Source organism: Cytobacillus sp., from assembly GCF_964223445.1.
Classification (GTDB): domain Bacteria; phylum Bacillota; class Bacilli; order Bacillales; family Cytobacillaceae; genus Cytobacillus.
In genome coordinates this window covers 1-21,374 of record NZ_CAXQGS010000088.1, presented here as the reverse complement: position 1 = coordinate 21,374, position 21,374 = coordinate 1, and the positions used below count along the sequence as shown (strand labels likewise).

General features: G+C 41.6%; 25 protein-coding genes and 1 pseudogene. 8 read left to right on the top strand and 18 right to left on the bottom strand.

Annotated features, from left to right (window positions below):
• Positions 1–24: 24 nt before the first annotated feature.
• The 4 genes from ACEQ1T_RS16115 to ACEQ1T_RS16100 all read right to left on the bottom strand — a co-directional run bounded on the left by ACEQ1T_RS16115 (position 25) and on the right by ACEQ1T_RS16100 (position 2,702).
• Entirely contained in the window at positions 25–348 is a 324-nt protein-coding gene (locus tag ACEQ1T_RS16115) for a YuiB family protein (RefSeq protein ID WP_206840335.1), read from the bottom strand.
• Between the two features lie 259 nt (positions 349–607).
• Positions 608–733 (bottom strand): YuiA family protein, encoded by a 126-nt coding sequence (locus ACEQ1T_RS16110; RefSeq protein WP_019380032.1) that lies wholly within the window; start codon positions 731–733, stop codon positions 608–610.
• A 159-nt stretch (positions 734–892) separates the two neighbouring features.
• Positions 893–1,384, bottom strand: coding sequence for an NUDIX domain-containing protein (locus ACEQ1T_RS16105; protein WP_370223728.1), 492 nt, complete (start codon positions 1,382–1,384; stop codon positions 893–895).
• Positions 1,385–1,484: 100 nt separating this feature from the next.
• On the bottom strand, positions 1,485–2,702 hold the full coding sequence (locus ACEQ1T_RS16100) for an NAD(P)/FAD-dependent oxidoreductase (RefSeq protein WP_370223727.1): 1,218 nt from the start codon (positions 2,700–2,702) through the stop codon (positions 1,485–1,487).
• A gap of 383 nt (positions 2,703–3,085) precedes the next feature.
• Here ACEQ1T_RS16100 and ACEQ1T_RS16095 point away from each other — a divergent pair, with 383 nt between their 5' ends.
• Positions 3,086–4,084 carry an NAD(P)/FAD-dependent oxidoreductase gene (locus ACEQ1T_RS16095; protein WP_206840332.1) on the top strand — a complete coding sequence of 333 codons (999 nt, stop codon included), beginning with the start codon at positions 3,086–3,088 and terminating at the stop codon, positions 4,082–4,084.
• Between the two features lie 95 nt (positions 4,085–4,179).
• Here the strand turns inward: ACEQ1T_RS16095 and ACEQ1T_RS16090 are convergent, their stop codons facing one another.
• Positions 4,180–4,542 carry an iron-sulfur cluster assembly accessory protein gene (locus ACEQ1T_RS16090; RefSeq protein ID WP_206840331.1) on the bottom strand — a complete coding sequence of 121 codons (363 nt, stop codon included), beginning with the start codon at positions 4,540–4,542 and terminating at the stop codon, positions 4,180–4,182.
• Positions 4,543–4,735: 193 nt separating this feature from the next.
• Here ACEQ1T_RS16090 and ACEQ1T_RS16085 point away from each other — a divergent pair, with 193 nt between their 5' ends.
• Positions 4,736–5,434: a DUF2225 domain-containing protein gene (locus ACEQ1T_RS16085; protein ID WP_206840330.1), complete on the top strand. Its 699-nt coding sequence runs from the start codon at positions 4,736–4,738 to the stop codon at positions 5,432–5,434.
• A 101-nt stretch (positions 5,435–5,535) separates the two neighbouring features.
• Here the strand turns inward: ACEQ1T_RS16085 and ACEQ1T_RS16080 are convergent, their stop codons facing one another.
• Positions 5,536–5,775: a YuzB family protein gene (locus ACEQ1T_RS16080; protein ID WP_009331689.1), complete on the bottom strand. Its 240-nt coding sequence runs from the start codon at positions 5,773–5,775 to the stop codon at positions 5,536–5,538.
• Positions 5,776–6,053: 278 nt separating this feature from the next.
• Here ACEQ1T_RS16080 and ACEQ1T_RS16075 point away from each other — a divergent pair, with 278 nt between their 5' ends.
• Positions 6,054–7,121, top strand: coding sequence for an NAD(P)/FAD-dependent oxidoreductase (locus ACEQ1T_RS16075; RefSeq protein WP_206840329.1), 1,068 nt, complete (start codon positions 6,054–6,056; stop codon positions 7,119–7,121).
• Positions 7,122–7,500: 379 nt separating this feature from the next.
• Here the strand turns inward: ACEQ1T_RS16075 and ACEQ1T_RS16070 are convergent, their stop codons facing one another.
• Entirely contained in the window at positions 7,501–7,824 is a 324-nt protein-coding gene (locus ACEQ1T_RS16070) for a YuzD family protein (RefSeq protein ID WP_206840327.1), read from the bottom strand.
• Positions 7,825–8,006: 182 nt separating this feature from the next.
• Between ACEQ1T_RS16070 and ACEQ1T_RS16065 the strand changes: the two are divergent.
• Positions 8,007–8,228 (top strand): annotated as a pseudogene (locus tag ACEQ1T_RS16065) (NifU family protein); the annotation flags it as partial.
• A gap of 46 nt (positions 8,229–8,274) precedes the next feature.
• Here ACEQ1T_RS16065 and thrB read toward each other — a convergent pair.
• The 5 genes from thrB to yutH all read right to left on the bottom strand — a co-directional run bounded on the left by thrB (position 8,275) and on the right by yutH (position 13,812).
• Positions 8,275–9,210, bottom strand: coding sequence for a homoserine kinase (gene thrB, locus ACEQ1T_RS16060; protein ID WP_370223723.1), 936 nt, complete (start codon positions 9,208–9,210; stop codon positions 8,275–8,277).
• Entirely contained in the window at positions 9,207–10,268 is a 1,062-nt protein-coding gene (gene thrC, locus ACEQ1T_RS16055; protein WP_370223722.1) for a threonine synthase, read from the bottom strand. Before thrC ends, thrB begins: the two co-directional genes overlap by 4 nt.
• Positions 10,265–11,563: a homoserine dehydrogenase gene (locus ACEQ1T_RS16050; protein WP_206840321.1), complete on the bottom strand. Its 1,299-nt coding sequence runs from the start codon at positions 11,561–11,563 to the stop codon at positions 10,265–10,267. The genes thrC and ACEQ1T_RS16050 overlap by 4 nt, the downstream gene beginning before the upstream one ends.
• 206 nt (positions 11,564–11,769) lie before the next feature.
• On the bottom strand, positions 11,770–12,732 hold the full coding sequence (locus ACEQ1T_RS16045) for a 2-hydroxyacid dehydrogenase (RefSeq protein ID WP_370223721.1): 963 nt from the start codon (positions 12,730–12,732) through the stop codon (positions 11,770–11,772).
• 72 nt (positions 12,733–12,804) lie between these two features.
• Positions 12,805–13,812 (bottom strand): spore coat putative kinase YutH, encoded by a 1,008-nt coding sequence (gene yutH, locus ACEQ1T_RS16040; RefSeq protein ID WP_206840319.1) that lies wholly within the window; start codon positions 13,810–13,812, stop codon positions 12,805–12,807.
• Between the two features lie 258 nt (positions 13,813–14,070).
• Between yutH and ACEQ1T_RS16035 the strand changes: the two genes are divergently transcribed.
• On the top strand, positions 14,071–14,574 hold the full coding sequence (locus ACEQ1T_RS16035) for a phosphatidylglycerophosphatase A (protein ID WP_206840318.1): 504 nt from the start codon (positions 14,071–14,073) through the stop codon (positions 14,572–14,574).
• A 32-nt stretch (positions 14,575–14,606) separates the two neighbouring features.
• Here the strand turns inward: ACEQ1T_RS16035 and ACEQ1T_RS16030 are convergent, their stop codons facing one another.
• From ACEQ1T_RS16030 to ACEQ1T_RS16015, 4 genes are all read right to left on the bottom strand, one after another.
• Positions 14,607–15,374 (bottom strand): TIGR01457 family HAD-type hydrolase, encoded by a 768-nt coding sequence (locus ACEQ1T_RS16030; RefSeq protein ID WP_370223719.1) that lies wholly within the window; start codon positions 15,372–15,374, stop codon positions 14,607–14,609.
• A 169-nt stretch (positions 15,375–15,543) separates the two neighbouring features.
• On the bottom strand, positions 15,544–16,170 hold the full coding sequence (locus ACEQ1T_RS16025) for a helix-turn-helix transcriptional regulator (protein ID WP_370223718.1): 627 nt from the start codon (positions 16,168–16,170) through the stop codon (positions 15,544–15,546).
• 71 nt (positions 16,171–16,241) lie between these two features.
• Positions 16,242–16,682 carry a DUF86 domain-containing protein gene (locus tag ACEQ1T_RS16020; protein ID WP_206840315.1) on the bottom strand — a complete coding sequence of 147 codons (441 nt, stop codon included), beginning with the start codon at positions 16,680–16,682 and terminating at the stop codon, positions 16,242–16,244.
• A gap of 15 nt (positions 16,683–16,697) precedes the next feature.
• Positions 16,698–17,951, bottom strand: a complete 1,254-nt coding sequence (locus ACEQ1T_RS16015) for an EAL domain-containing protein (protein ID WP_372530246.1) — start codon at positions 17,949–17,951, stop codon at positions 16,698–16,700.
• Positions 17,952–18,257: 306 nt separating this feature from the next.
• Here ACEQ1T_RS16015 and ACEQ1T_RS16010 point away from each other — a divergent pair, with 306 nt between their 5' ends.
• Both ACEQ1T_RS16010 and ACEQ1T_RS16005 read left to right on the top strand, forming a co-directional pair.
• A complete protein-coding gene (locus ACEQ1T_RS16010; protein ID WP_206840312.1) occupies positions 18,258–18,524 on the top strand; it encodes a DUF3055 domain-containing protein in 267 nt (88 codons plus the stop codon).
• A gap of 101 nt (positions 18,525–18,625) precedes the next feature.
• Positions 18,626–18,913 (top strand): cytosolic protein, encoded by a 288-nt coding sequence (locus ACEQ1T_RS16005; RefSeq protein ID WP_113883627.1) that lies wholly within the window; start codon positions 18,626–18,628, stop codon positions 18,911–18,913.
• An 83-nt stretch (positions 18,914–18,996) separates the two neighbouring features.
• Here the strand turns inward: ACEQ1T_RS16005 and ACEQ1T_RS16000 are convergent, their stop codons facing one another.
• Positions 18,997–19,272 (bottom strand): YutD family protein, encoded by a 276-nt coding sequence (locus tag ACEQ1T_RS16000; protein WP_206840310.1) that lies wholly within the window; start codon positions 19,270–19,272, stop codon positions 18,997–18,999.
• 166 nt (positions 19,273–19,438) lie between these two features.
• Between ACEQ1T_RS16000 and ACEQ1T_RS15995 the strand changes: the two genes are divergently transcribed.
• Complete coding sequence (locus tag ACEQ1T_RS15995; protein WP_370223714.1) at positions 19,439–20,125, top strand: YhcN/YlaJ family sporulation lipoprotein; 687 nt, start codon at positions 19,439–19,441, stop codon at positions 20,123–20,125.
• 148 nt (positions 20,126–20,273) lie between these two features.
• Here ACEQ1T_RS15995 and lipA read toward each other — a convergent pair whose 3' ends face one another.
• A complete protein-coding gene (gene lipA / locus ACEQ1T_RS15990) occupies positions 20,274–21,191 on the bottom strand; it encodes a lipoyl synthase (protein WP_370223713.1) in 918 nt (305 codons plus the stop codon).
• Between the last annotated feature and the right edge of the window lie 183 nt (positions 21,192–21,374).

The following is a 21,374-nucleotide window of genomic DNA, read 5'->3' as shown; positions in this document are numbered from 1 at the left end:
TTCAGCAGAGATTTCATAACCAATTTAAAACATCCGATATCCTTTTTTACGGAGCAGCCTAATCGTAATTCCAGCAACGATGGCGCCTGCCATTCCGCTGCTTAATATGAGGATGTCAGCCAGAGCGAGGCTGGACAATTCAACGCCAAGACTGGAAAACGATTCCCCCGGGTTTTGAAAATATTCAATAAAACGAACTTTATCAATGATAAAGATGGCGATAATAGGATAAATAATGGCCATGATCCAAGACATTCTTAACAGCATATTTAATATAAAACCTATCCCAAAAAACAGCACAAAAAATAGAAGCATCGAAATAGGCAAAACGAAAATCGTCATTTGCATGAACTTGTTTCCTCCCTTAGCACATCAATATTTAGTGTACTTTAATGTGGATTGGGGAGTCAACAAGAAAAGCGGAAGCGTCTTTCCCACTAAAAGATCGCAGATTAAGAACGCCACGTCCTGTGGCAACATCTGCATGACCCCCATCCTGGGGGCCTCCTCGAGGGGGCAGGCTGCTTGCGCTGGAAAGTTATCTAATTTCAGAATTTATGCTTTCTCCTTTGAAAAGAAAAACTTCGCATTCCGCGAAGTTTTTTGTTTATTCCTTTTTCTTTCCTGTACCGCCACAGCAGCTGCAAGTTTCAGATCCACCTAACAATAATTGGAAATACCCTTTCCCTGAACAATACATACACTCTTTATTTTCATAATTCTTAGCTGTCATTTCGTTCATCTCCTTTGAATTTCGTAACTGAATTTTCTGATAATATATCAAGGATATGAATAAATGAAAAGCTCCATATTTCATGAAAAACTATCGTTGGAAACGCATACAAGCACTGTTTGCTTCTAATTTCTCGTTCTATCTCTAAATTTCAGAAAATTATAAAAATAATTTATATGCTGTGTATCCGAAAGTATCTCCGGGATTAATGCCATTAATCAAAGGCTTTATAGAGGAATCAGAAGAGTCTAATATGTATTTTAATAGAACTGATGCATCCGGATCATTGGCGAGCTCTTTCGGATCGCGATACTGCACGTCAAAAAGTTCACTTTCCTGAACTTTTAATGATTGTCCAGGTTCAGCCTCCAGTAAAAACAAAACCATATTATCGCTGACTTCCCCTTTGATGACGCCTGTACGCAATCCAAGCAAGCCTTTCACTGAACATTTGATTCCCGTCTCTTCTTCTACTTCACGAACTGCTGCTTCATCAGCAGTTTCGCCTGTTTCCACAAACCCTGCCGGCAGAGACCATTTGCCTTTAAGGCCTCCGTATTTCTTTTTAACGACCAGCCATTTGCCATCCGCGGAAATAACAAGCCCGGAAACCGCCAGCCAGACCTTTCCCCTTTTATGTTCGACTCCCATCCAAAAACCCCCTTTTACATAAATTCTACCACGAAAAATCTCCAATAAAAAAGGGACAGACTATAGAGTCCATCCCCTTATATAAATGATAGCTGATTTATTAAAGAACGTTGAATTTACCTTTTTTCAATACAAGAGATGGTCCGCCAACCATGTAAAGAGCACGGTTATCGATCATCTTCTTCATGAATGAAGCTTTAGTACCAACCATTTTCTTGCCGAATGCAACACCGATCGCATCGTGTTCACCAAGAGAACATACAGTACCTTTAATATCTGGAGTAAATGTTTCAAGTTCAGTTTTATTGCGGATTAATGCAGTAATGTTTCGTGCACATACTTCACCCTGCTGCATAGCAATTTGTGCAGTAGGAGGGTATGGACGGTTAATTTCTTCATTGATGATTAATGAGCAGTCACCGATGATAAACAGATTATCATGGCCAGGAGCACGCAAATCAGGCTGAACCTTTACACGGCCGCGCATTGCTTCAATGCCGGAATTTTCAATAATGGAATTTCCGCGTACACCTGCAGCCCAGACAACAGTTGCAGCTTTGATTTCTTCTACGTCATCCTCGCCCTTACCAACGATGATGCCTTCAGGCGTAGCTTCCTTAATAGCTGTTCCAATCATGAATTGTACGCCTTTTTTCTCCAGGTGAGATACAGCGTAATTAACAAGCTCAGGATCGAAGCCAGGAAGAACCATTGGTGCTGCTTCCACGCAAATGATTTTCACTTTGTGGTAGTCTACATCATACTCTTTGCAAAGCTCAGGAACACGGTTTGCCAATTCTCCAAGGAATTCAATGCCCGTGAAGCCTGCACCGCCGACAACTATTGTAAGGCGCTCGTCTTTTTTCTCGGCGTCTGTATTGTAAGTAGCAAATTGATATTCAATATGCTCACGAATCTGACGCGCAGCATTAACATTGACAATAGAAAATGCATGTTCCTTAAGCCCTTTAATACCGAATGTTTCCGGCTCAGCTCCTAGAGAAACAACTAGATAATCATAGTCAATTTCGCCATTTTCCAAAATGACTTTCTTTTCTTCTGTTTTAATTTCGAGAGCAACTCCCTGAACGAATTCAACTTTGTTGCGGTCAATAACATCTTTTATATCATAGCGTACACGATCGTGATGAAGTGTTCCGGCTGATGCCTCATGCAGCCATGTAGTTTCATAATGGTAGTCATTCTTGTTCACTAAAACGATTTCCGCTTCGTTTGCTCCTACAGATTTCTGCAAACGGGTTGCAACCATCAAACCTCCGTAGCCTGCACCGAGGATAACAATCTTTGGCTTTCTCAAGTGTATCACTTCCACCTTTTTTAAGTATTTTCTAATGTTTTCTTATCTTCCACTGCTTTATATTTTTTATAGCAAAAAACATAAAAAAACTTTGTGATGTTATTCACGAATTAGTTCAAAAAAACTCAACAAAATTGTCATAAAATATTAACATTATTCCTCCATTACATCTTATTCTACTTCATATAGTTTTTCAAGCCTAAAAAAATAGACGAAAAACTTAAAAATCTCAGGATAACTTAAAAGAATATACGTGTTTTAAATTCAGTGTTTCATTTGAAATCTTCCCATTATTCATAATATTTACCTCGATTGATGAGGTTTTAAACGATTTATGTTAGAATAAAGAGTGGAATTTCAATACATACGTGGGGGGATATTGCATGAAAGAAGATCAAAAAGTGTATGACATAACCATCATTGGCGGGGGGCCAACTGGTTTATTCACTGCTTTCTACGGGGGCATGAGACAAGCATCAGTTAAGATTATTGAAAGCTTGCCCCAGCTTGGGGGACAGTTATCTGCTCTTTATCCTGAAAAATACATATATGATGTTGCCGGCTTCCCGAAAGTCCGCGCCCAGGAATTAATTGATAACCTTAAAGAACAAATGGCTAAATTCGAGCCCACTGTATCACTTGAACAATCTGTTGAAAAATTAGAGAAACAAGCTGATGGAACATTTAAGCTTACAACCAATAAAGAAGTACATTACTCAAAAACCATCATTATCACTGCCGGCAATGGCGCGTTCCAGCCTCGCCGTCTTGAACTTGACAGCGCAGCTCAATACGAAGGCAAGAACCTTCATTACTTCATTGATGATTTAAATCAATTCGCCGGCAAGAAAGCAGTTGTTTTCGGAGGCGGGGATTCTGCAGTAGACTGGGCATTAATGCTTGAGCCTATCGCTGAACAAGTAACGATTGTTCACCGCCGCGATAAATTCCGTGCGCATGAGCACAGTGTAGAGAATCTGCAGAGCTCTAAAGTCGAAATCAAAACTCCTTATGTGCCCGCTGAGCTTATCGGTGACAGCGAAGGAATCAAACAAGTCGTCCTGGAAGGTGTTACTTCAAAGGAAAAAGAGGTATTTGATGTTGATGCTGTAATCGTAAACTACGGTTTCGTTTCCTCCCTCGGTCCTATTAAGGAATGGGGTCTTGAAATTGAAAAGAACTCCATTGTTGTTAACTCAAGAATGGAAACAAATATCGAAGGCATCTATGCTGCCGGTGACATCTGCACCTACGATGGAAAAGTGAAGCTTATTGCCTGCGGTTTCGGTGAAGCACCAACTGCAGTGAATCACGCAAAATCCTACATTGATCCAAAAGCGAAAGTCCAGCCAATGCACAGCTCTTCCATGTTTGGCAAATAAAATATGAAAAGGACGCCCCCTTTGGGGACCGTCCTTTTTTAAGGCAGCTATTCGAAATCAGTTCAGTAACTGTCTAGAAGCTTTAAATGCAGTATTTAGCACTCTTCCGGAGTACCTGTATTTGAAGCGGTACGGAAAGAGGATCCACATCCGCAGGATGCAATGGCATTGGGATTGTCGATTGTGAATCCGCCGCCCATCATGGATTGTTTGTAATCAATTTTTGTGCCTTTTAAGATAGGGGCGTCTTCCTTGCTGACAAGAACCTGGATACCATAGTGATCTGACTGGATATCATCTTCCCCGACTTCGTGGGCAAACCCCATTCCATAGGAAAGTCCGCTGCACCCGCCTCCTTTAACGGCTACACGCAAGAATGCATCTTCTTCCTCATTTTGTTTCATCATTTCTTTTATATGCAAAGCTGCAGCTTCTGTTATATCCACAATTTGTTCCATGTTATTCCCTCCTGTCCATGTAAGGATACTTCTATATTCATAGTATATACAGTAAAGTGCATGTGCTCAACTTAAGAGACTTTTTCTTTTTATTGTTTTTTCTGAACAATGCTTAATAAATAGTTCTTTACACCCTGAAACCAGCAGGAAATGGTACAATAGTCATAATAGTTATCTTCGGAGGTGGCATTCTATGCAGCAATTAAAGCCTGCTTATGATAAAAAATGCGGATGCAGAGTCTGCAAAAAGAGTTTCACCACAAAAAAACTCCGCTCCCGATTTGTAAAAGTATTTAATTATGACAGTGATTTTTGCCCAAATTATTCTGGTGAAAGCATGAATCCTCTTTTATATTATATTAATACTTGCCCGCAATGCGGCTACTCAGAATCAGAGGACTTCTCCCCTTATTTTCCGCCCGGAGCCCTGGACATGATCATTTCTAAAGTTGCGGGTGCCTGGATACCGCAGGATTATTGCCAGGAACGCACCATCACTGCTGCCATCAACACCTATAAGCTTGCCATTTATTGCGGAACTTTAAAAAGGGAGAAGCATATTATTATGGCTGGTTTATATATCAGACTTGCCTGGCTCTACCGGAGTATAAAGAATGATCATCAAGAACAGCGATTTTTGAAACTTGCTCTAAAAGAATATTCGGACTCTTATATGTCAGATGATTTTAAAGGATCATCCATTTCTGAAACGAGGATTTTCTATCTGATCGGAGAGCTATCCAGAAGGACATATCAGTTCGAACAGGCTGTTAAATACTACTCGAAAGTAATTGAACTGCAAAGCCGCTCCACTGAACCTAAATTAATTGAAATGGCCAGAGAACGATGGTATGAAATGAGACAGGCACAAAAAGATACTGCTGCCAACTAAGGAAAGCAGCAGAACCATACCCGCCTCTGACTTCTCGAAGGGGCAAGTGATGGAGCCATGAAACAAGAAAAGGAGCGAAATTTAATCGCTCCTTTTCTATATTAAAACATTGGATTTTCATCCAGATATTGATATATATTTTCAACCAGTTCATCTGGCGTTTCTCCAGTAACCACTTCTCCGTTCACAAGCGCAAAAAGAGTGCTTGCACATTTGCCGCAATACCCGAGACAGCCATATTCTATGACATCCAGGTCATAATCCTTTTCCAGCTTTTCCAGTGCTTTTTGAGAGCCGCTGGCCAAATTGCTGATGCAAAATTCGATGATTGGCTTAATCACATCTTTCACCTCTCTACCCTGTTAATGCTACCTTTTTTATTTGAATCCTGCAAGATTTGGATTCCGTTCTCGCCTTTAAAAGTGCACATATTTACCACTTCATGTCGTTTATTGTCAAGTTTTCTGCTGATATGTGTTGTGATTTTGACACAATTTCGTTATACTTTTTATGGGTTTGAGGTTATTAATATCATTAATTTATTTTTTTAAGATAACTAATTAACGTTTATTTGAGTTCGGATAAATTAAACAGTACGGACATAAAGGGGAAATATACTATGAAAAATCTTGTGATACTTGGCGGAGGTTATGGCGGTATGAGGGCGCTTGCCCGACTTTTGCCCAATCAGCTTCCTGATGATGTCTCCATTACACTAATAGATCGTGTGCCTTATCATTGTTTAAAAACTGAATATTACGCTCTTGCAGCAGGCACCATTTCTGATCAGCATGTGCGCGTATCCTTCCCTGAACATCAAAGATTGACCATAAAATATGGTGAAGTGACAAAAATCAGCATCGAGGAAAACAAGGTATATCTTCAGGGTGAAGAGCCTGTATCATATGATGATATTATAATAGGCCTTGGATGCGAAGATAAGTACCACAATGTTCCAGGAGCCGACATTCACACATATAGCATTCAAACAATTGAAAAATCCCGCAGAACGTATGAAGCTTTAAATAATCTGCCGCCAGGCTCTGTTGTTGGAATTGTCGGTGCAGGACTAAGCGGAGTGGAACTGGCTTCTGAATTAAATGAAAGCCGTCCAGATTTGAAAGTCAAATTGTTCGATAGAGGGAAGCATATACTGTCCGCATTCTCTGAAAGATTAAGCACGTATGTAGAAAGTTGGTTCATAGAACATAATGTAGAAATTATTAACCAATCAAATATTACTAAAGTAGAAGAAAAAACCCTTTATAATCATGACGAAGCCATCCATTGTGATGCCATCGTTTGGACCGCAGGCATCCAGCCGAACAAAGTGGTTCGTGAGATGAATGTGGAAAAGGATCAGCAAGGACGCGTAGTTTTAACGAAGCATCACAATATCCCTGGAAATGAACATGTCTATGTGGTAGGGGATTGTGCAAGCCTTCCCCATGCACCAAGTGCCCAGCTTGCTGAAGGGCAGGCAGAGCAAATTGTTCAAATCCTATTGAAACGCTGGAAAGGTGAGGAACTCCCTGAAACATTGCCAGTAATCAAGCTAAAAGGAGTTCTTGGATCTCTGGGCAAAAAGCACGGATTCGGTCTAGTCGCAGAACGCCCTATCACAGGACGCGTTGCCCGCCTGCTAAAATCAGGGATTTTATGGATGTATAAATACCATAATGGATAAGAGGGCCCATTGCGGGCTCTTTTTTACGTTTTAACCCCAAATAGCGGATAACGATAGAGATTAATTCATATTTGCACCATGACTTAGCTGAAAACTTGATTTGAAGGGAAGTAACCGATAAATCAAAAAACTGACCGATAAAATCAGAATCTGACCGATATTCTGGTAATCTTACCGATAAAATCAAAATCTGACCAATATTCTTGTATAAATGCTGGAGAGAAGAAAATTTGACTACAATATCCGGAAGAAAACAAAAAGTTTAATCACTGCCGTCAAAAAACGATAAAATCTAACCTCCAGCGCAGCAGAATCAACTGTTAATATAAAAAATCTTTCCAAATAAAAAATGAGCATCCCTTTCAATGCTCATTTTTTATTAAACTGCCTGGTACCCGTACTTTTCCATTTCCGCATAGATTGTTTTTAATTTCGGATTGCCCTCACCGACAATTTCATCCTCAATCAGAACAACCGGGTAAAACATATCTTCCTCTATCACTCGCATGGCGAACTCCTTTTTGGCCTCTTCTTCGGGTGGATTATGAATGTCAACATACACGATTTTAAAAGCCTGATTGGCGAATTTGCGGGATACTGCCGCCTCCAGCCATTCGTATGTCTCCTTGGATGATGGCAGATTCACACAGCTTGGACAAAGCTGCTCCGCACCATACACAGTGATTTCAATTTCTTTTTTCAATCTTTTCTCCCCCTATGCAAAACTTGGTCTTACCTTCATTTTACAACATTAACAAAGAGCAAACCTAATAAAATATTCTCCTAATGAGTGGAAATTACGCTCTTGGAATAGATTTTTAAGACTGATTTGATTATAATAAATGTATGGAAAGGAGTCGATTTCACATGGCAGAACAAACGACTATGACTGAACAAGTTCAGGAAGTATTAGATAAATTGCGCCCATTCCTTCTTCGCGATGGCGGGGACTGTGAATTGGTGGATGTTGAAGATGGCATCGTTAAATTGCGCCTTCTTGGTGCATGCGGCAGCTGCCCAAGTTCAACGATTACGTTAAAAGCCGGTATTGAGCGCGCTCTTTTAGAAGAAGTACCTGGTGTAGTCGAAGTAGAACAAGTATTTTAATTTTACCTTATTAAAAGCGATGTCGGCATGACATCGCTTTTTTTATTTATACTATATGGCCGACTTCCAGCTCAGCTAGGCTTTTTTTTAAAACAGTGCTGCCTTCCTGATCAATTTTAAGGCAAAGGATTTCCATTTCCGGGAGAACCCGCTGAAGCCCTTCAGTCACTGCTGGAGCACATTCTGATTCAGCAAGACATAGAACCGCCGGTCCAGCGCCGCTTAAAGCAACTCCGAATGCTCCTAAAAGAAGTGCTTCCTTTTCAATGACTTCCAAATGAGGAACCATTTTCTTTCGGTAAGGATGGTGGAATAAGTCAGCACCCATCATCTTGCCTGCCAGGGAATAATTCCCGCTAAGCAGAGCTGCTACCATGACATTGCCGACTGCCCCAGCCTGTACGGCTTCTTTAAAAGACCATTCTTCAGGCAGGACGCCTCTTGATTCCTTTGTAAGTAGCTCTTCTTTTGGCACCACTGCTATAACATCAAATTTTATATCTTTAATGCTTTGAACAGATACCTCTTCCTCTGACATGCAGCCAATGACAAGGCCTCCTAGAAGGGAAGCTCCCGCGTTATCAGGATGCCCCTCCATTCGTGATGACAGTTCAAGCTTTTCATACTGGCTCAGTTGAAGATCACAAAGCGCGTCAGCCAATTCAATTCCCGCTACAATGGCTGCAGCGCTTGATCCAAGTCCGCGCGTTAAGGGAATATCACTTGAAATCCTAGCTTTACATCCTGGAAGCTCTTTTTTATATTTCTTTGCGGTATCCATTGCAACTTGAAAAATAAAGTTCGATTCATCTGAAGGGTAGATGCTTAGCGGCTCTGATAAAGGAACCATTTCAAACTTATCTGCCTTCTCGGCTTCAAGCGTCAAATACAAATTTAACGCGAGGCCAATCGAGTCGAAGCCAGGTCCGAGATTTGCCGTGCTGCCCGGTACTTTGATGAGAACCATTTCACCTTCGCTCATATGTGAACGGCTCCTCTGATATGATCTGCTACTGCTTTTTCATCATTAGGCAGTGAAACTGGTTTAACAGGACTGCAATCAATGGCTGTATTAGGATCCTTCAGTCCGTTACCAGTCAGGATGGCCACAACCTTTGTTTGATGAGGAATCTCTCCATTGCGCAGCTGTTTGTATACACCCGCAAGCGAAGCACATGAAGCTGGCTCAGCAAAAATCCCTTCAGATGAAGCAAGTTTACGATACATGCATAGAATCTCTTCGTCGCTGACTTCATCAATTTTACCCTTCGATTCAGCCAGCGCTGCATTGGCCAAGTGCCAGCTCGCAGGATTTCCGATTCGGATGGCTGTAGCAATCGTTTCGGGATTTTCAAACACACGGTTATGCACAATGGCCGCTGCACCTTCAGCCTGTACTCCATGCATTTTCGGAAGTCCTGTACTCCTTGCTTCATTGTATTCCTTAAACCCTTTCCAATAGGCAGAAATATTGCCTGCATTGCCCACAGGAAGAGCAAGGATATCCGGAGCGCCTCCAAGCTGGTCGCAGATTTCAAAGGCCGCTGTCTTTTGGCCCTCAAGACGATACGGATTAACAGAGTTTACGAGAGTAATAGGTTCTGTTTCGCTTATCTTCCGCACCATTGCCAGTGCCTGGTCAAAATTACCTTCAATAGATACGACTTCGGCCCCATACATAACAGCCTGCGCCAGCTTTCCCATGGCGATTTTCCCTTCAGGAATGACAACCACACATCTCATGCCGGCTCTGGCTGCATATGCAGCCGCTGCTGCAGAGGTATTGCCGGTGGAGGCACAGATGATGGCGTCACTACCTTCTTCTTTTGCCTTTGCAACAGCCATAACCATGCCTCTGTCTTTAAATGAACCTGTTGGATTTGCTCCTTCCGTTTTCACATAGAGGTCAATCCCCCAGTCCCTCGAGAGTTTATCCAGCCTGATCAGGGGAGTGTTGCCCTCATTTAAAGTAAGCATTGGTGTATTTTCATTAACAGGCAAAAAATCTTTATAAGTTTTTATAAGGCCTTCCCATCTCATACTCTGGCGCTCCCTTCCACACGATACGAACTTTTGATTGTTTGGACTGCCGGCAAATCTCTTAAACTTACTAAAATATCCTCATAATCCTTTAAAGATGCCTGGTGGGTAACCAGCACAATTTCAGCAAGCCCTTTTTCTTTTAAAGGAAGCTGCAGGATTTTTTCGAAGCTGACATGATGATCAGAAAAAATGGATGTGATGTTGGCAAAAGTCCCTACCTCATCTTTTACATGCAATCTTAGAAAATACTTCGAATATATCTCATCTGCACCTTTTAATTTCTTATCATATTGAGGTGCTACCGCGCTTTTTCCATTTACGCCAAGACGCATATTTTTCATGACACCAACAAGATCCGATACCACAGCTGTAGCTGTAGGCAGACTGCCCGCCCCGGGTCCGTAGAACATCGTTTCCCCTACCGCTTCACCGTAGACATATACAGCATTGTATTCATCCTGAACTGATGCAAGCGGGTGAGACTCGGACAGCAGAGTCGGCTGGACACTTACTTCCACCTTCTCCCCCTCCCGATGGGCAATCCCGATCAGCTTCATGGTGTAGCCAAGCTGATTGCCGTACTGCAGATCCTCTTCTGTAATCTCTGTAATGCCTTTAACCTTTACATCATCAAGGTCAATATTCATGGAAAAACCAAGTGTTGACAGGATCGCCATTTTCCTTGCTGCATCAAGGCCCTCCACATCTGCAGTCGGATCGCTTTCCGCATATCCCAGCTCTTGGGCTTCTTTTAGAACTTCCTCATAAGCGCTCCCATTCTTGCTCATCTTTGTCAAAATAAAGTTCGTTGTCCCATTCACAATTCCCATCATTTTTGTAATTCTGTCTGAAGCTAATCCATCTACCAGCCCTCTTAAAATTGGAATGCCGCCGGCCACACTTGCCTCATAAAAGAGATCACATCCGTTTTGCGCTGCAGCAGCCAGCAATTCAGGTCCATAAACAGCCATTAGATCCTTATTTGCCGTCACCACATGCTTGCCATTATCCAAAGCTTTCTTTAAATGATCTCTTGTTTCTTCTATGCCGCCCATTACTTCAATTACTACATCTATATCAGCATCATTAATAATATCTTCAGGATTTAGTGTCAGCAAATTCCTGTCCACTTTAACTGCTCTTTCTTTATCTGCATCTTTAACAAGAACTCTCTTTACAACAACCGGACAGCCGACTTGGTGCATGAGCTTATCCTGGTGTTTCTCAATGATTTGCACTACACCCGATCCAACTGTTCCTAATCCTAATAAACCGATTGAGATTGATTCCACGCTAGCTCCCCCTTTAGTGTTCACTATGTAAGTACATTTGTATTTGTATAGTAGACATTATAGGGGGCAAGCGGCATTTTTACAATAGGCAATTTTCCGAAAATAGTATTTGGAAGCGCTTAACATACTGTTTTATTGCGCTTTAATTTTTTTAAATTTTTTTATCTATTAATAAAGGCACCCTGCTTTGGGTGCCTTCCTCACTTTTATTTGACTGGTGTCTTCGGTTTCTTTTCTGAAAGGACGAGATCAATGTTTTCCACACACAGCTTCATCATGGCATAGCGCGTTTCTATGCTGGCACTACCGATATGTGGCATAGCTACCACATTCTTCAGCTCCAACAGCGGGTGCTCTGCACCAATTGGCTCCTCCGCAAAAACATCCAAACCTGCAGCGGCAATCTCTCCAGCCTCCAATGCTTCATATAAATCTTGTTCATTTACAACCGGTCCTCTGGAGGCATTCACAAAAATAGCCTTGTCTTTCATCTTCTGGAATGCGTTCCGGTTAAATAAATTTCTTGTTTCTTCTGTCAAAGGCGTCAGGCAGACAACGAAATCTGAGCGTTCAAGCAATTCATCAAAGCTGACATATTGGGCTCCCAGTTCCTGTTCCGCCTCCGGTTTCCTCGTGCGGTTGTGATATAGAATCTCCATATCAAATCCTGCGGCACGCTTTGCAACTGTTTTCCCGATATTCCCCATTCCCACAATACCGATTGTTTTATGATGCACATCAATACCTGCCAAAAGCAGCGGACTCCAGCTCTTCCAATTGCCCTTCTTCACAAACTCAGCAGCCTCCACCATTCTGCGGGCTGCAGCGAGCACAAGTGCAAAGGTCAGGTCGGCAGTTGAATCATTTAATACCTCTGGCGTATTGGTCACGGTGATTCCGAGTCTTTTTGCTGTCTCAACATCCACATTATCATAGCCTACAGCCATGTTGGCTATGATCTTCAGCTTCCCTCCTGTTTTCAGAACCTCTTCATTCACCGGCTCTGATAGCATAGTTAAAAGGGCATCTGCTTTTCTCGCCTCTTGTATGAATACATCGTAAGGAACCGGCACATCTTCCCGATCCCACATTTCAACTGTGTACTTTTCTTTTAAAATGGCAATAACATCTTCAGGCAGCTTCCTGCTGATAAATACGTATGGTTTCATAATAATATCCCCTCTTTACATTCTCAGCTTTATGTTCCTTTCGCCAAGAAAGAGGTATTTCCCTGCCTTTTTTCATCTCTTAATCCAATTCACCAGAGGAATCCTGAGTTTTTTGATGGGAACCTCGGCAAATTCAAAAAATCCCCCCAGGAAACGCTCATGGTCATCAGATTGCCAGAGATACTTCTGCAGGCGCTCCTGAAGCACTAGCTTCTGCTGTTCAGAATCTGCGCCATAATAATTTTCTACTGTTTCAAAATAATGGAGAGGAAACAATAGACGTGCGTAGTATAGCCGCCATGAGAAGGAGGATAATGGCCCTACACTTTGATATTCCGATAAAAATTGGCGGAGATCCGGCTGATAAGTTTTGATATTATGGAAGTATTTTTCTCGCGTCCATTCCGCCAAATCTCTGGATGAATGGTCGAATACCCAGTCAAATGGATTTTTCATATAATAACTGTCGCCCCAGGTGGCCGATGTTAGTCTTATATGACAAACGGTTCCGCTATCTGCCATTTCGGGTTCGTCATCAAGCTCTGTATCCACAAGATATTGAATCGAATTTTCAGCCAGCCCCATATAGTATGGAAACGACTCTAAAAACATTCTCTCAAAATCATTTTCAGGTTTTTGGAAAAGCATCTCATTCCATACCTTTTCCATTTGGTCCAGCCTCTGTTCCCAAAGCTGTTTCCACTGACCGATTCTGCTCGTTTTTTTCACTGGAAAAGAAATGCTCCTGCCCCTGTAATGGAACTTTGCCAGCTTGCGCCCAAACTGATTTTGTTTTCTGCTCAGTGTATGCCGATTAACAAGAATGCAAAAACGGCTATCGTTCCACTCAATTGACTGTTTGCCTTCCTTCGTTTTCAAAAAAGTGCTTATGTTCCTATCCCCGTTATTGGAAAGGTGTTCAGCCATTAGGTCCAATTCTTCGAGTTCCTCTTTATCTGTATGACCCGCAGGCACAAGCAAATAGAGCTGTCCCTGCTTTCGGCACGCATCATATTTTCCAATTCTCATCGTATCCTCAGCTTCTATGCCAAATTGTTCTTTCAAAAGTGTTCTAAACATTATACCACCTCATTTTGGAGTGATCCTTATGGGATATATATGATAGAAGACTTTAAAACTTGTTGTTTTCTTGGATAAGACTATGTACCATGGAAATGATATAGGAAATGAAATTTTTCCGTTTCAGCTGCAGCGGGCATATTTGATAAAAAAAGGGTATATACATAGTGAAAAGAATCTAAAAGTGCATAACCACAGGACCTTACGTTAGGCCTGGACTTTCCCGCAATTATTTAATAACCAGAAAAGGTGAAGCCAATGAATGAAGAAAAAAAAGCAGTTAACGTTACAGAGCAGACAGCACGTAAATGGCTCCATGAAAGAGGGGTAGAAATTCAGGATATAGCTGATTTAGTGTTCTTCCTTCAAGAGAAATATCACCCCAATTTACAGATGAAAGATTGCATTTATAATGTTGAGCGTGTTTTATCAAAAAGAGAAGTCCAAAACGCCATTTTAACAGGCATTCAGCTTGATATGCTGGCCGAGGAAAAGAAGCTCTTAGAACCGCTGCAGTCGATTATCGCTACTGATGAAGGATTATACGGAGCGGATGAAGTATTGGCCTTATCCATTGTAAACGTATATGGTTCCATCGGTTTTACCAATTTTGGATATATCGATAAATTGAAGCCTGGCATTCTGAAGGATCTGAACGATAAGAGTTCAGGAAGATGCCATACCTTTCTCGATGATATTGTAGGAGCTATCGCTGCAGCCGCTTCGAGCAGACTAGCACACAGTGCCGAAAATGTGGAATAGAAAAGGATGGAGAGCTATTCTCCATCCTTTTTCTACTTAAAGTCCCAATCCGCTAATGATTCGAGCACAAACTCAGGCTTTTTCTCATACCCCTTTAATAACTCTTTCGTTGTTACACCCGTATGGACAAGCAAGGTGTCCATACCTGCATTCATTCCTGCTAAAATATCCGTATCATAGTTATCTCCAACCATCAGGGTTTCTTCCTTAGCTGTTCCCAGCACCTTTAAAGCCTGCTCCATGATAATCGATTCCGGCTTTCCGATAAATACAGGCTGTGTTTGTGTCGATACTGTGATGACAGAGGTTAGTGACCCATTACCCGGCAGCAGCCCTCTTTCTGTTGGAATGGCAATGTCACCATTTGTGGAAATGAATATTGCTCCATTCCGGACAGCCAGACAGGCGATAGATAGCTTTTCATAGTTAATCGAGCGGTCAATCCCCACCACAACGTAATCCGCATGCTCCTCAGCAAAACTTAGCCCCTTTTCAGCCAGTGCTTCCCGTATTCCTTCCTCTCCGATCACATATACAGAAGCATCTTTTTGCTGTTCATATATGTAGTTAGCGGTGGCCATGCTCGTTGTAAAAACCTGACCCTCTTCGGCAGGGATGCCAAACTTCACAAGCTTATCCGCCACCTGGGCTGGTGTTCTAGAGGAATTATTCGTTACAAACAAATATGGCAAATCCAGTTCCCGAAGCTTATTGACAAAATCAGCTGCCTCACTGATCAGCTCAGTCCCTCGATACATGGTGCCATCTAAATCGATTAAGTATCCTTTATATTTTTTCACAGCCATCACTCCCAAATGATTTATGCTTTTAATATCCCTATTTTTCAACTGAACTATCACCCATAAAAGCTATCTTAAAGGAACGTGGTGCATTGTGCAATTTTTCACGATTGAAGGGATAAATAAGACAGTAATTCCAGCAAAAAACTCCTTGAATAGGAGCCCTCGCTTAATTTTGCTTTATTATATAATGACAGCACCCATCACCGGCAGCCATACACGATTTTATATCAACATGATCAGCAGAAAGAAAATCTTTGATAAACTCTTTTTCAGACCTGCAGATTTGTTTAAATTCTTCTGCTGTTTCAATATATGGACAATTAAACTCTTTAAGATGAACTTGGCCTTCCTCTATTCGCACTTCCGGCATAAAGCCTTCAAGCAGGAGGAGGTCCTCAAGAACTTGAAGCTTTTCTGAAAAAGGTTTCCCGGCTGTCTGAATCTCATACTGCTTTACAAGGCGGAATTTTCTTCTGGAAAACAACTCTGTAATTAAATGGCCCTGCCCCATGCTTTTTAGTTCTGTTAATAATTCAACACTTAACTGCTTGTATTTTTTCGGAAACAGATCTTCGCCTTTTACTGTTAGCTGATAAAGCTTTGAAGGGCGCCCTTTAGTTTGCCTCTGGATGTCAGATGTAATAAAACCATCTTTTTCAAGAGTCTGGATATGTTTTCTGACGGCCATTTCTGATATTCTCAGCTCTTTGGCCATTTCCAGTATGGAAAGTTTCCCCGTTGTTTTGATTAATCTCAAAATAACTTCTTTTGTTGAATTTTCTCCAACATGCATGACATTCACCGCCCTTCTCTTTATTCAAGCTAATATGCTCCATAGAGAAAAAGATCGGATTTCTCCGATCTTTATTGAGGTTTAAAAGCAGAAACCGGTCCCAGCTCATTGATTAAATACTCCCTGACCCTGCCCGGAAACTCTTTAATCATGGGCATATGACTGTTTATAGCTGTTATTAGCCCCTCATGATTGACATCTGTGTAATTTTGGACGAGCATTTTACGATATGTAATGAACTGTTTAAAGCTATTGCTCATTTCTTTGCTGATTACTTTTTCGTCGTCAAGAATATCCACGATATCATCGTAGCTGCCTGGATCCCTCATGATAAAGCCGTCAATCATCGTATTTCCAGTATCAAGGACAGCTTCGATCATAATTTGGGCAATCCGTTCCAAGGCTGCCTTTTCAATAGGGGATGTCCACTCTTTCACTTCTTCAAAAAGGGAGATTTGCTGTTCCAGATAACTAAGTGTGTCTTCGATCTTTTCCCTGTCTACGAAATACATAATGCTTCCTTCCTCCTATGAAGATTTCAGGCTCTTGGTTAAAGTATCCGGCCGAGCGTAGAAATATCCCTGAGCTAAATCGACGTTGTTTCTGAAGAGAACCGAAGCCTCCCCTTCACTTTCAATTCCCTCGGCAACCACCAGTGAACCCGCTTCTTTCGCCACTAAAAGAAGACCTTTCAGCATGGATTCTTTTACTCTGTTCGTATCAATGCCTTTAATGACGGAACGGTCGATTTTTATAATATCCGGCATAATCTCACTTATGGAATTTAAACTGGCATAACCTGCACCCGTGTCATCCACAGCCACCCGAAATCCTAATGTTCTTAATACCTTTATATTGTATATAAAGTTTTCAATACCTTCAATGGGATCACGTTCAGTAATTTCAAGTGTGATCTGCTCAGGGGAGATATTTTTATAGCCTGTGAGCATTTTCTTTACGTCCCTGACAAACCTTTCATTCCCCATTGTAATCGGGGTGAAGTTAATAAATATATCCTGGGTGCAGCCTGTCTTGGTTATTTGTTCGAGTGTTTTCTCAAATACGATAAGCTCCAGATCATAAAGGCTGCCCGTCTGCCGCGCAATGCTAAAAAGCTGAAGAGGGCTTTCCAGGGAAGTGCCGTGCGGGCCTCGTGTAAGCATTTCCCATGCCTTCACCTCGCCTGTAGCCACATTAATAATGGGCTGTGCCAGCATTTTGATATCCTTTTTAGCTATAATCTTATTCATTTTGTACATCATTTCATTAAACTCGGATCTTGCCCTTTTTTCGGCCATTGCGAGAGCATGCTGATGGGCTTTGTAAATTGCTTCCTGAACAGACGAATGATGCTTCTTTTCAACAAACATATATCCCGCATCAATAACTTGCTTTATATGAGGTGTATCAATATTTATGTAGTTTTCAGCTTCCCTGACAATTTTTTTCAGTGTTTGATCAATCTCTGTCACACAATCCCTGCTATGGTCCACTTTCAATATTAAGGCAAGGCCATCGCTATAATGATCATGAAGGATAATAATTTGATTATCTTCAAGTTCCCGCTGAATGACAGCCAGAAATATTTTCTTGATGTTTTTTATAAACTGTCTGAAAGAAAGCTCACCCAGCTGTTCGGACAGGTCTTGCCAATTTCTAAAATTAAAAACAGCTACGGCCACTTCAAAACCTTGTTTCAGCGCCAGATTTACTCCTTCTGCAACCGGGTCACGAATAATGAATTGGGGAGGGAAATACTTTATCTTATTTAAAGGAAGCATAAGTTTGCCCCAATTTCCAATCGGATTAAATCTCTTTATGTAATGGTGGACCATACCTTTCATTCCTCTCAGGTGCCAGCTTTATTTTTAAATTGCCTATAAGCCTTTATTACTATGCTACCCTACCAGCTATTGTATCACAATATTTTGAATTGAGTATTTATTCCTCTGATAGAAAAAATTATCAATCCAGCTGCACTCGCACCCAATCAAGGGTGAAAAGAGAAAAAAGAATCATCACCTGCGGACATAAACCTACTAAGGACATGCTATAATTGGATATAAAACAACTAAGGAGTGTTATATTTGGCAGAACGCTTTTTCTTATATGATGATCTTGAAGATACAAAAACCAGATTCGTCAGCTTTATGGGAGAAAACCAGCGATTCGATTTGGCTATTGTTCGTTCCGATCGCTATTACGGCAAACAATTGGTCCTTGATATCCAGGGAAGCAGATTCGCCATTATTGGAGAAGATGATTTAAAGGAAGAAGGCTATCTTGAGCATGTCTTTCAGCTTTCGGAGGAAGATGCAGAGGAGCTTAAGTCATTTCTAATGGAAATCGTTTAATATACGATAATAAACAGATACTAAGGGGGAACCTATTTTGGTGGGTTCTCCTTTTTCTTCTTTAAAGACCCTGCTCATATAACTTCCTAAGGAGTGATAGCATGGACGATAAAGAAAGACGCACATACACCGATTTCTCAAATGTGGAAACGCAAAGGAATTTCCTTATTCCCGAGGACTTGCCTGAAGGTGCCTATGGCTCTCCCAGAAATGCGGATGAGCCGGTAGAGAACAAAAGCACCCCATGGCGAGAGGGCCAGCGCTATTACAGCGCCTTCAATTATGAATTTAAGTCCCTTCACCAAAACTTGCCGCGGCAAATGCCAGGGGCGCACCCGCCGCATGATGACCCTGATAAAAACGAAGAGCCGCCATATACAGAGACTTAAAAAAAGCGCAAGCACACTCAAGGGGGCAGGCGCTGGAGCCGGACAGTATTTCAAAAAAGGGCAGGGTTTCCCCCAGCCCTTTTTTAGCTTTTCACTTTTTTCACAACAAAATAGGCACATCCGAAATTACAGAATTCATATAGATATTCTGTAAGTGTGCTGATTTTTGTATCAAATGAAGCCTTCTGGTTCTGATCATCGAAAAAACCGCGGAGACGAAGCTGTCCATATCCCCAGTCCCCAACAATATAGTCATATCTGGATAAAATTTCGCTATATCTACCCCGAAATGCTTCCTCATTGAAACCATTCCGTTCTTCTTGAATTAATTCATAACAAACATTATTAATGCAAACCATTTTTTCACCTCTTCTTAAGAGCATATGTACAAATATTATATTGGAAATAACAGGATATGAAAACAAACCAATGAATTGTCCTAATTAAATTATAACTGATTCCCCATCAATTACTAAGAGAAAAAAATTCAGCTGTGGCAATTCTATAGATGAGGAGGTGTCTATAGTGAAAAAATCACTAATTATTATTGGTATAAGCGGTATGGCTGCATTGACTGCCTGTCAAAACAATGCCGCAAAAGAAGATATTTATGAAGAAACCGGTCACACAATAAATGTTAATGACCAGCGTGCCGATTTGTATAATAGAGATATGGGCAACGGCCGAAATGGCCGAAACAATGTCAGCGAAGACTTTGGATATGTCCGCCATCAAAAAAGCCCAATCATGGGAGACAACGTTTCAGCGGACCATTATGCTGCTATCGACCGTGAGCAGGTGGCAGATATTATTGGGAAATATTGTACTGAAGTGCCGAATGTGGATGATATCTCCACACTTGTTACCGACGAAGAAGTCCTGATCGTATATAACACTGACACCAAAAATCGCAATCAGACAGCTGATCAGGTTAAAAAGATGGCCATGTCTGTTGTTCCAAGATGGTATCATGTCTATGTAAGTGATGATACATCCTTAAGAAAAAATGTTGAAAACTATGCAACGGTTGATTCCGATGGCCGAAATGCTGAAAATGGCATCAACCAATTAATTAAACAAATGCTTAACTCTCCTCAAGGAGAAAGAATGAGTGATAGTGAAAATGAAAACGGTGAAATGCAAGGCGAAAGAAATGATGATATGGATAAAGATGACCTTGGAGAAACCGTCAAAAAAGCAGGAAACCGTTAACCACGAAGAACGGAAGCGCCATGCCTTTCCTCCCCGATACCTTGAGGGGAAAGCAGGCTGCTTGCGCAAACAGAATCGACGTTTAAAGTTTTTTACTTGCCATTTTTTAAAAAAAGAGTCCAGCGATGGCGCTGAACTCTTTTTCATTTTATGCCTGCTGGATTTCCTTTTCTCCCATAAGCTGCTTTTGTTTAGCTGCCGCATTTACCTGTTCATCTGCATGGTAGGAAGAGCGGACAAGAGGACCTGCTTCACAATGGCTGAAGCCTTTGCTCATGGCAATGTCCTTCAGCTCCTGGAATTCTTCAGGTGAATAGTATTTCAAAACCTTAAGATGTTTCTTGGATGGCTGCAGATACTGCCCTATTGTCATAATGTCAACATCATGAGCACGCAGGTCTTCCATTACTGCAATTATTTCCTCTTTTGTTTCGCCAAGCCCGATCATTAAGCTGGATTTTGTAGGGATATCTGGCTGCATCTCTTTTGCACGCTTTAAAAATTCAAGAGAGCGCTTATATTTTGCACGAGCTCTTACTCTTGAAGTCAGGCGCTCAACTGTTTCGATGTTATGGTTAAGAATATCCGGCCGGGCATCCATAAGCATTTTCAGGTTATCGTACACACCGCCCATGTCTGAAGGCAATACCTCAATCGTCGTGAAAGGGCTTTTTCTTCTGATGGCACGGACCGTTTCTGCGAAAACCGTAGCACCGCCGTCCTTTAAGTCATCTCTTGCTACAGCTGTCACCACTGCATGCTTTAAGTTCATTAGCGCTACTGAATCTGCCACACGTTCAGGCTCCTGAAGATCCAATTCAGTTGGCAGACCCGTTTTAACTGCACAAAAACGGCAGGCACGCGTACAAACATCCCCAAGAATCATGAACGTAGCAGTTCTTCTTACTGCCCAGCACTCATGAATGTTGGGGCACTTAGCCTCTTCACAAACAGTGTGCAAATTCTTTTCTCTCATCATTTTTTTCAGGCCAGTGTAATTTTCATTTGTGTTTAACTTTATTTTCAGCCACTCCGGCTTGCGCAAGTACTCTTCTTTTTTGCTCATTTTCCCACTCCTTAAAAGACTGAAGCTAGACGTATAGAAAAGCGGAGGCGCCTTGTTCACCCCCGACAAGCACAAGACGAGCCTCACAGAAAGGCGTCCTTTGCCTTTTTGTGAGGATGCTCGAAATGTGGAGGCGACTGCCCAGGGACGACAGGCATAAGACGGTTCCTGTAAGAAGGCGTT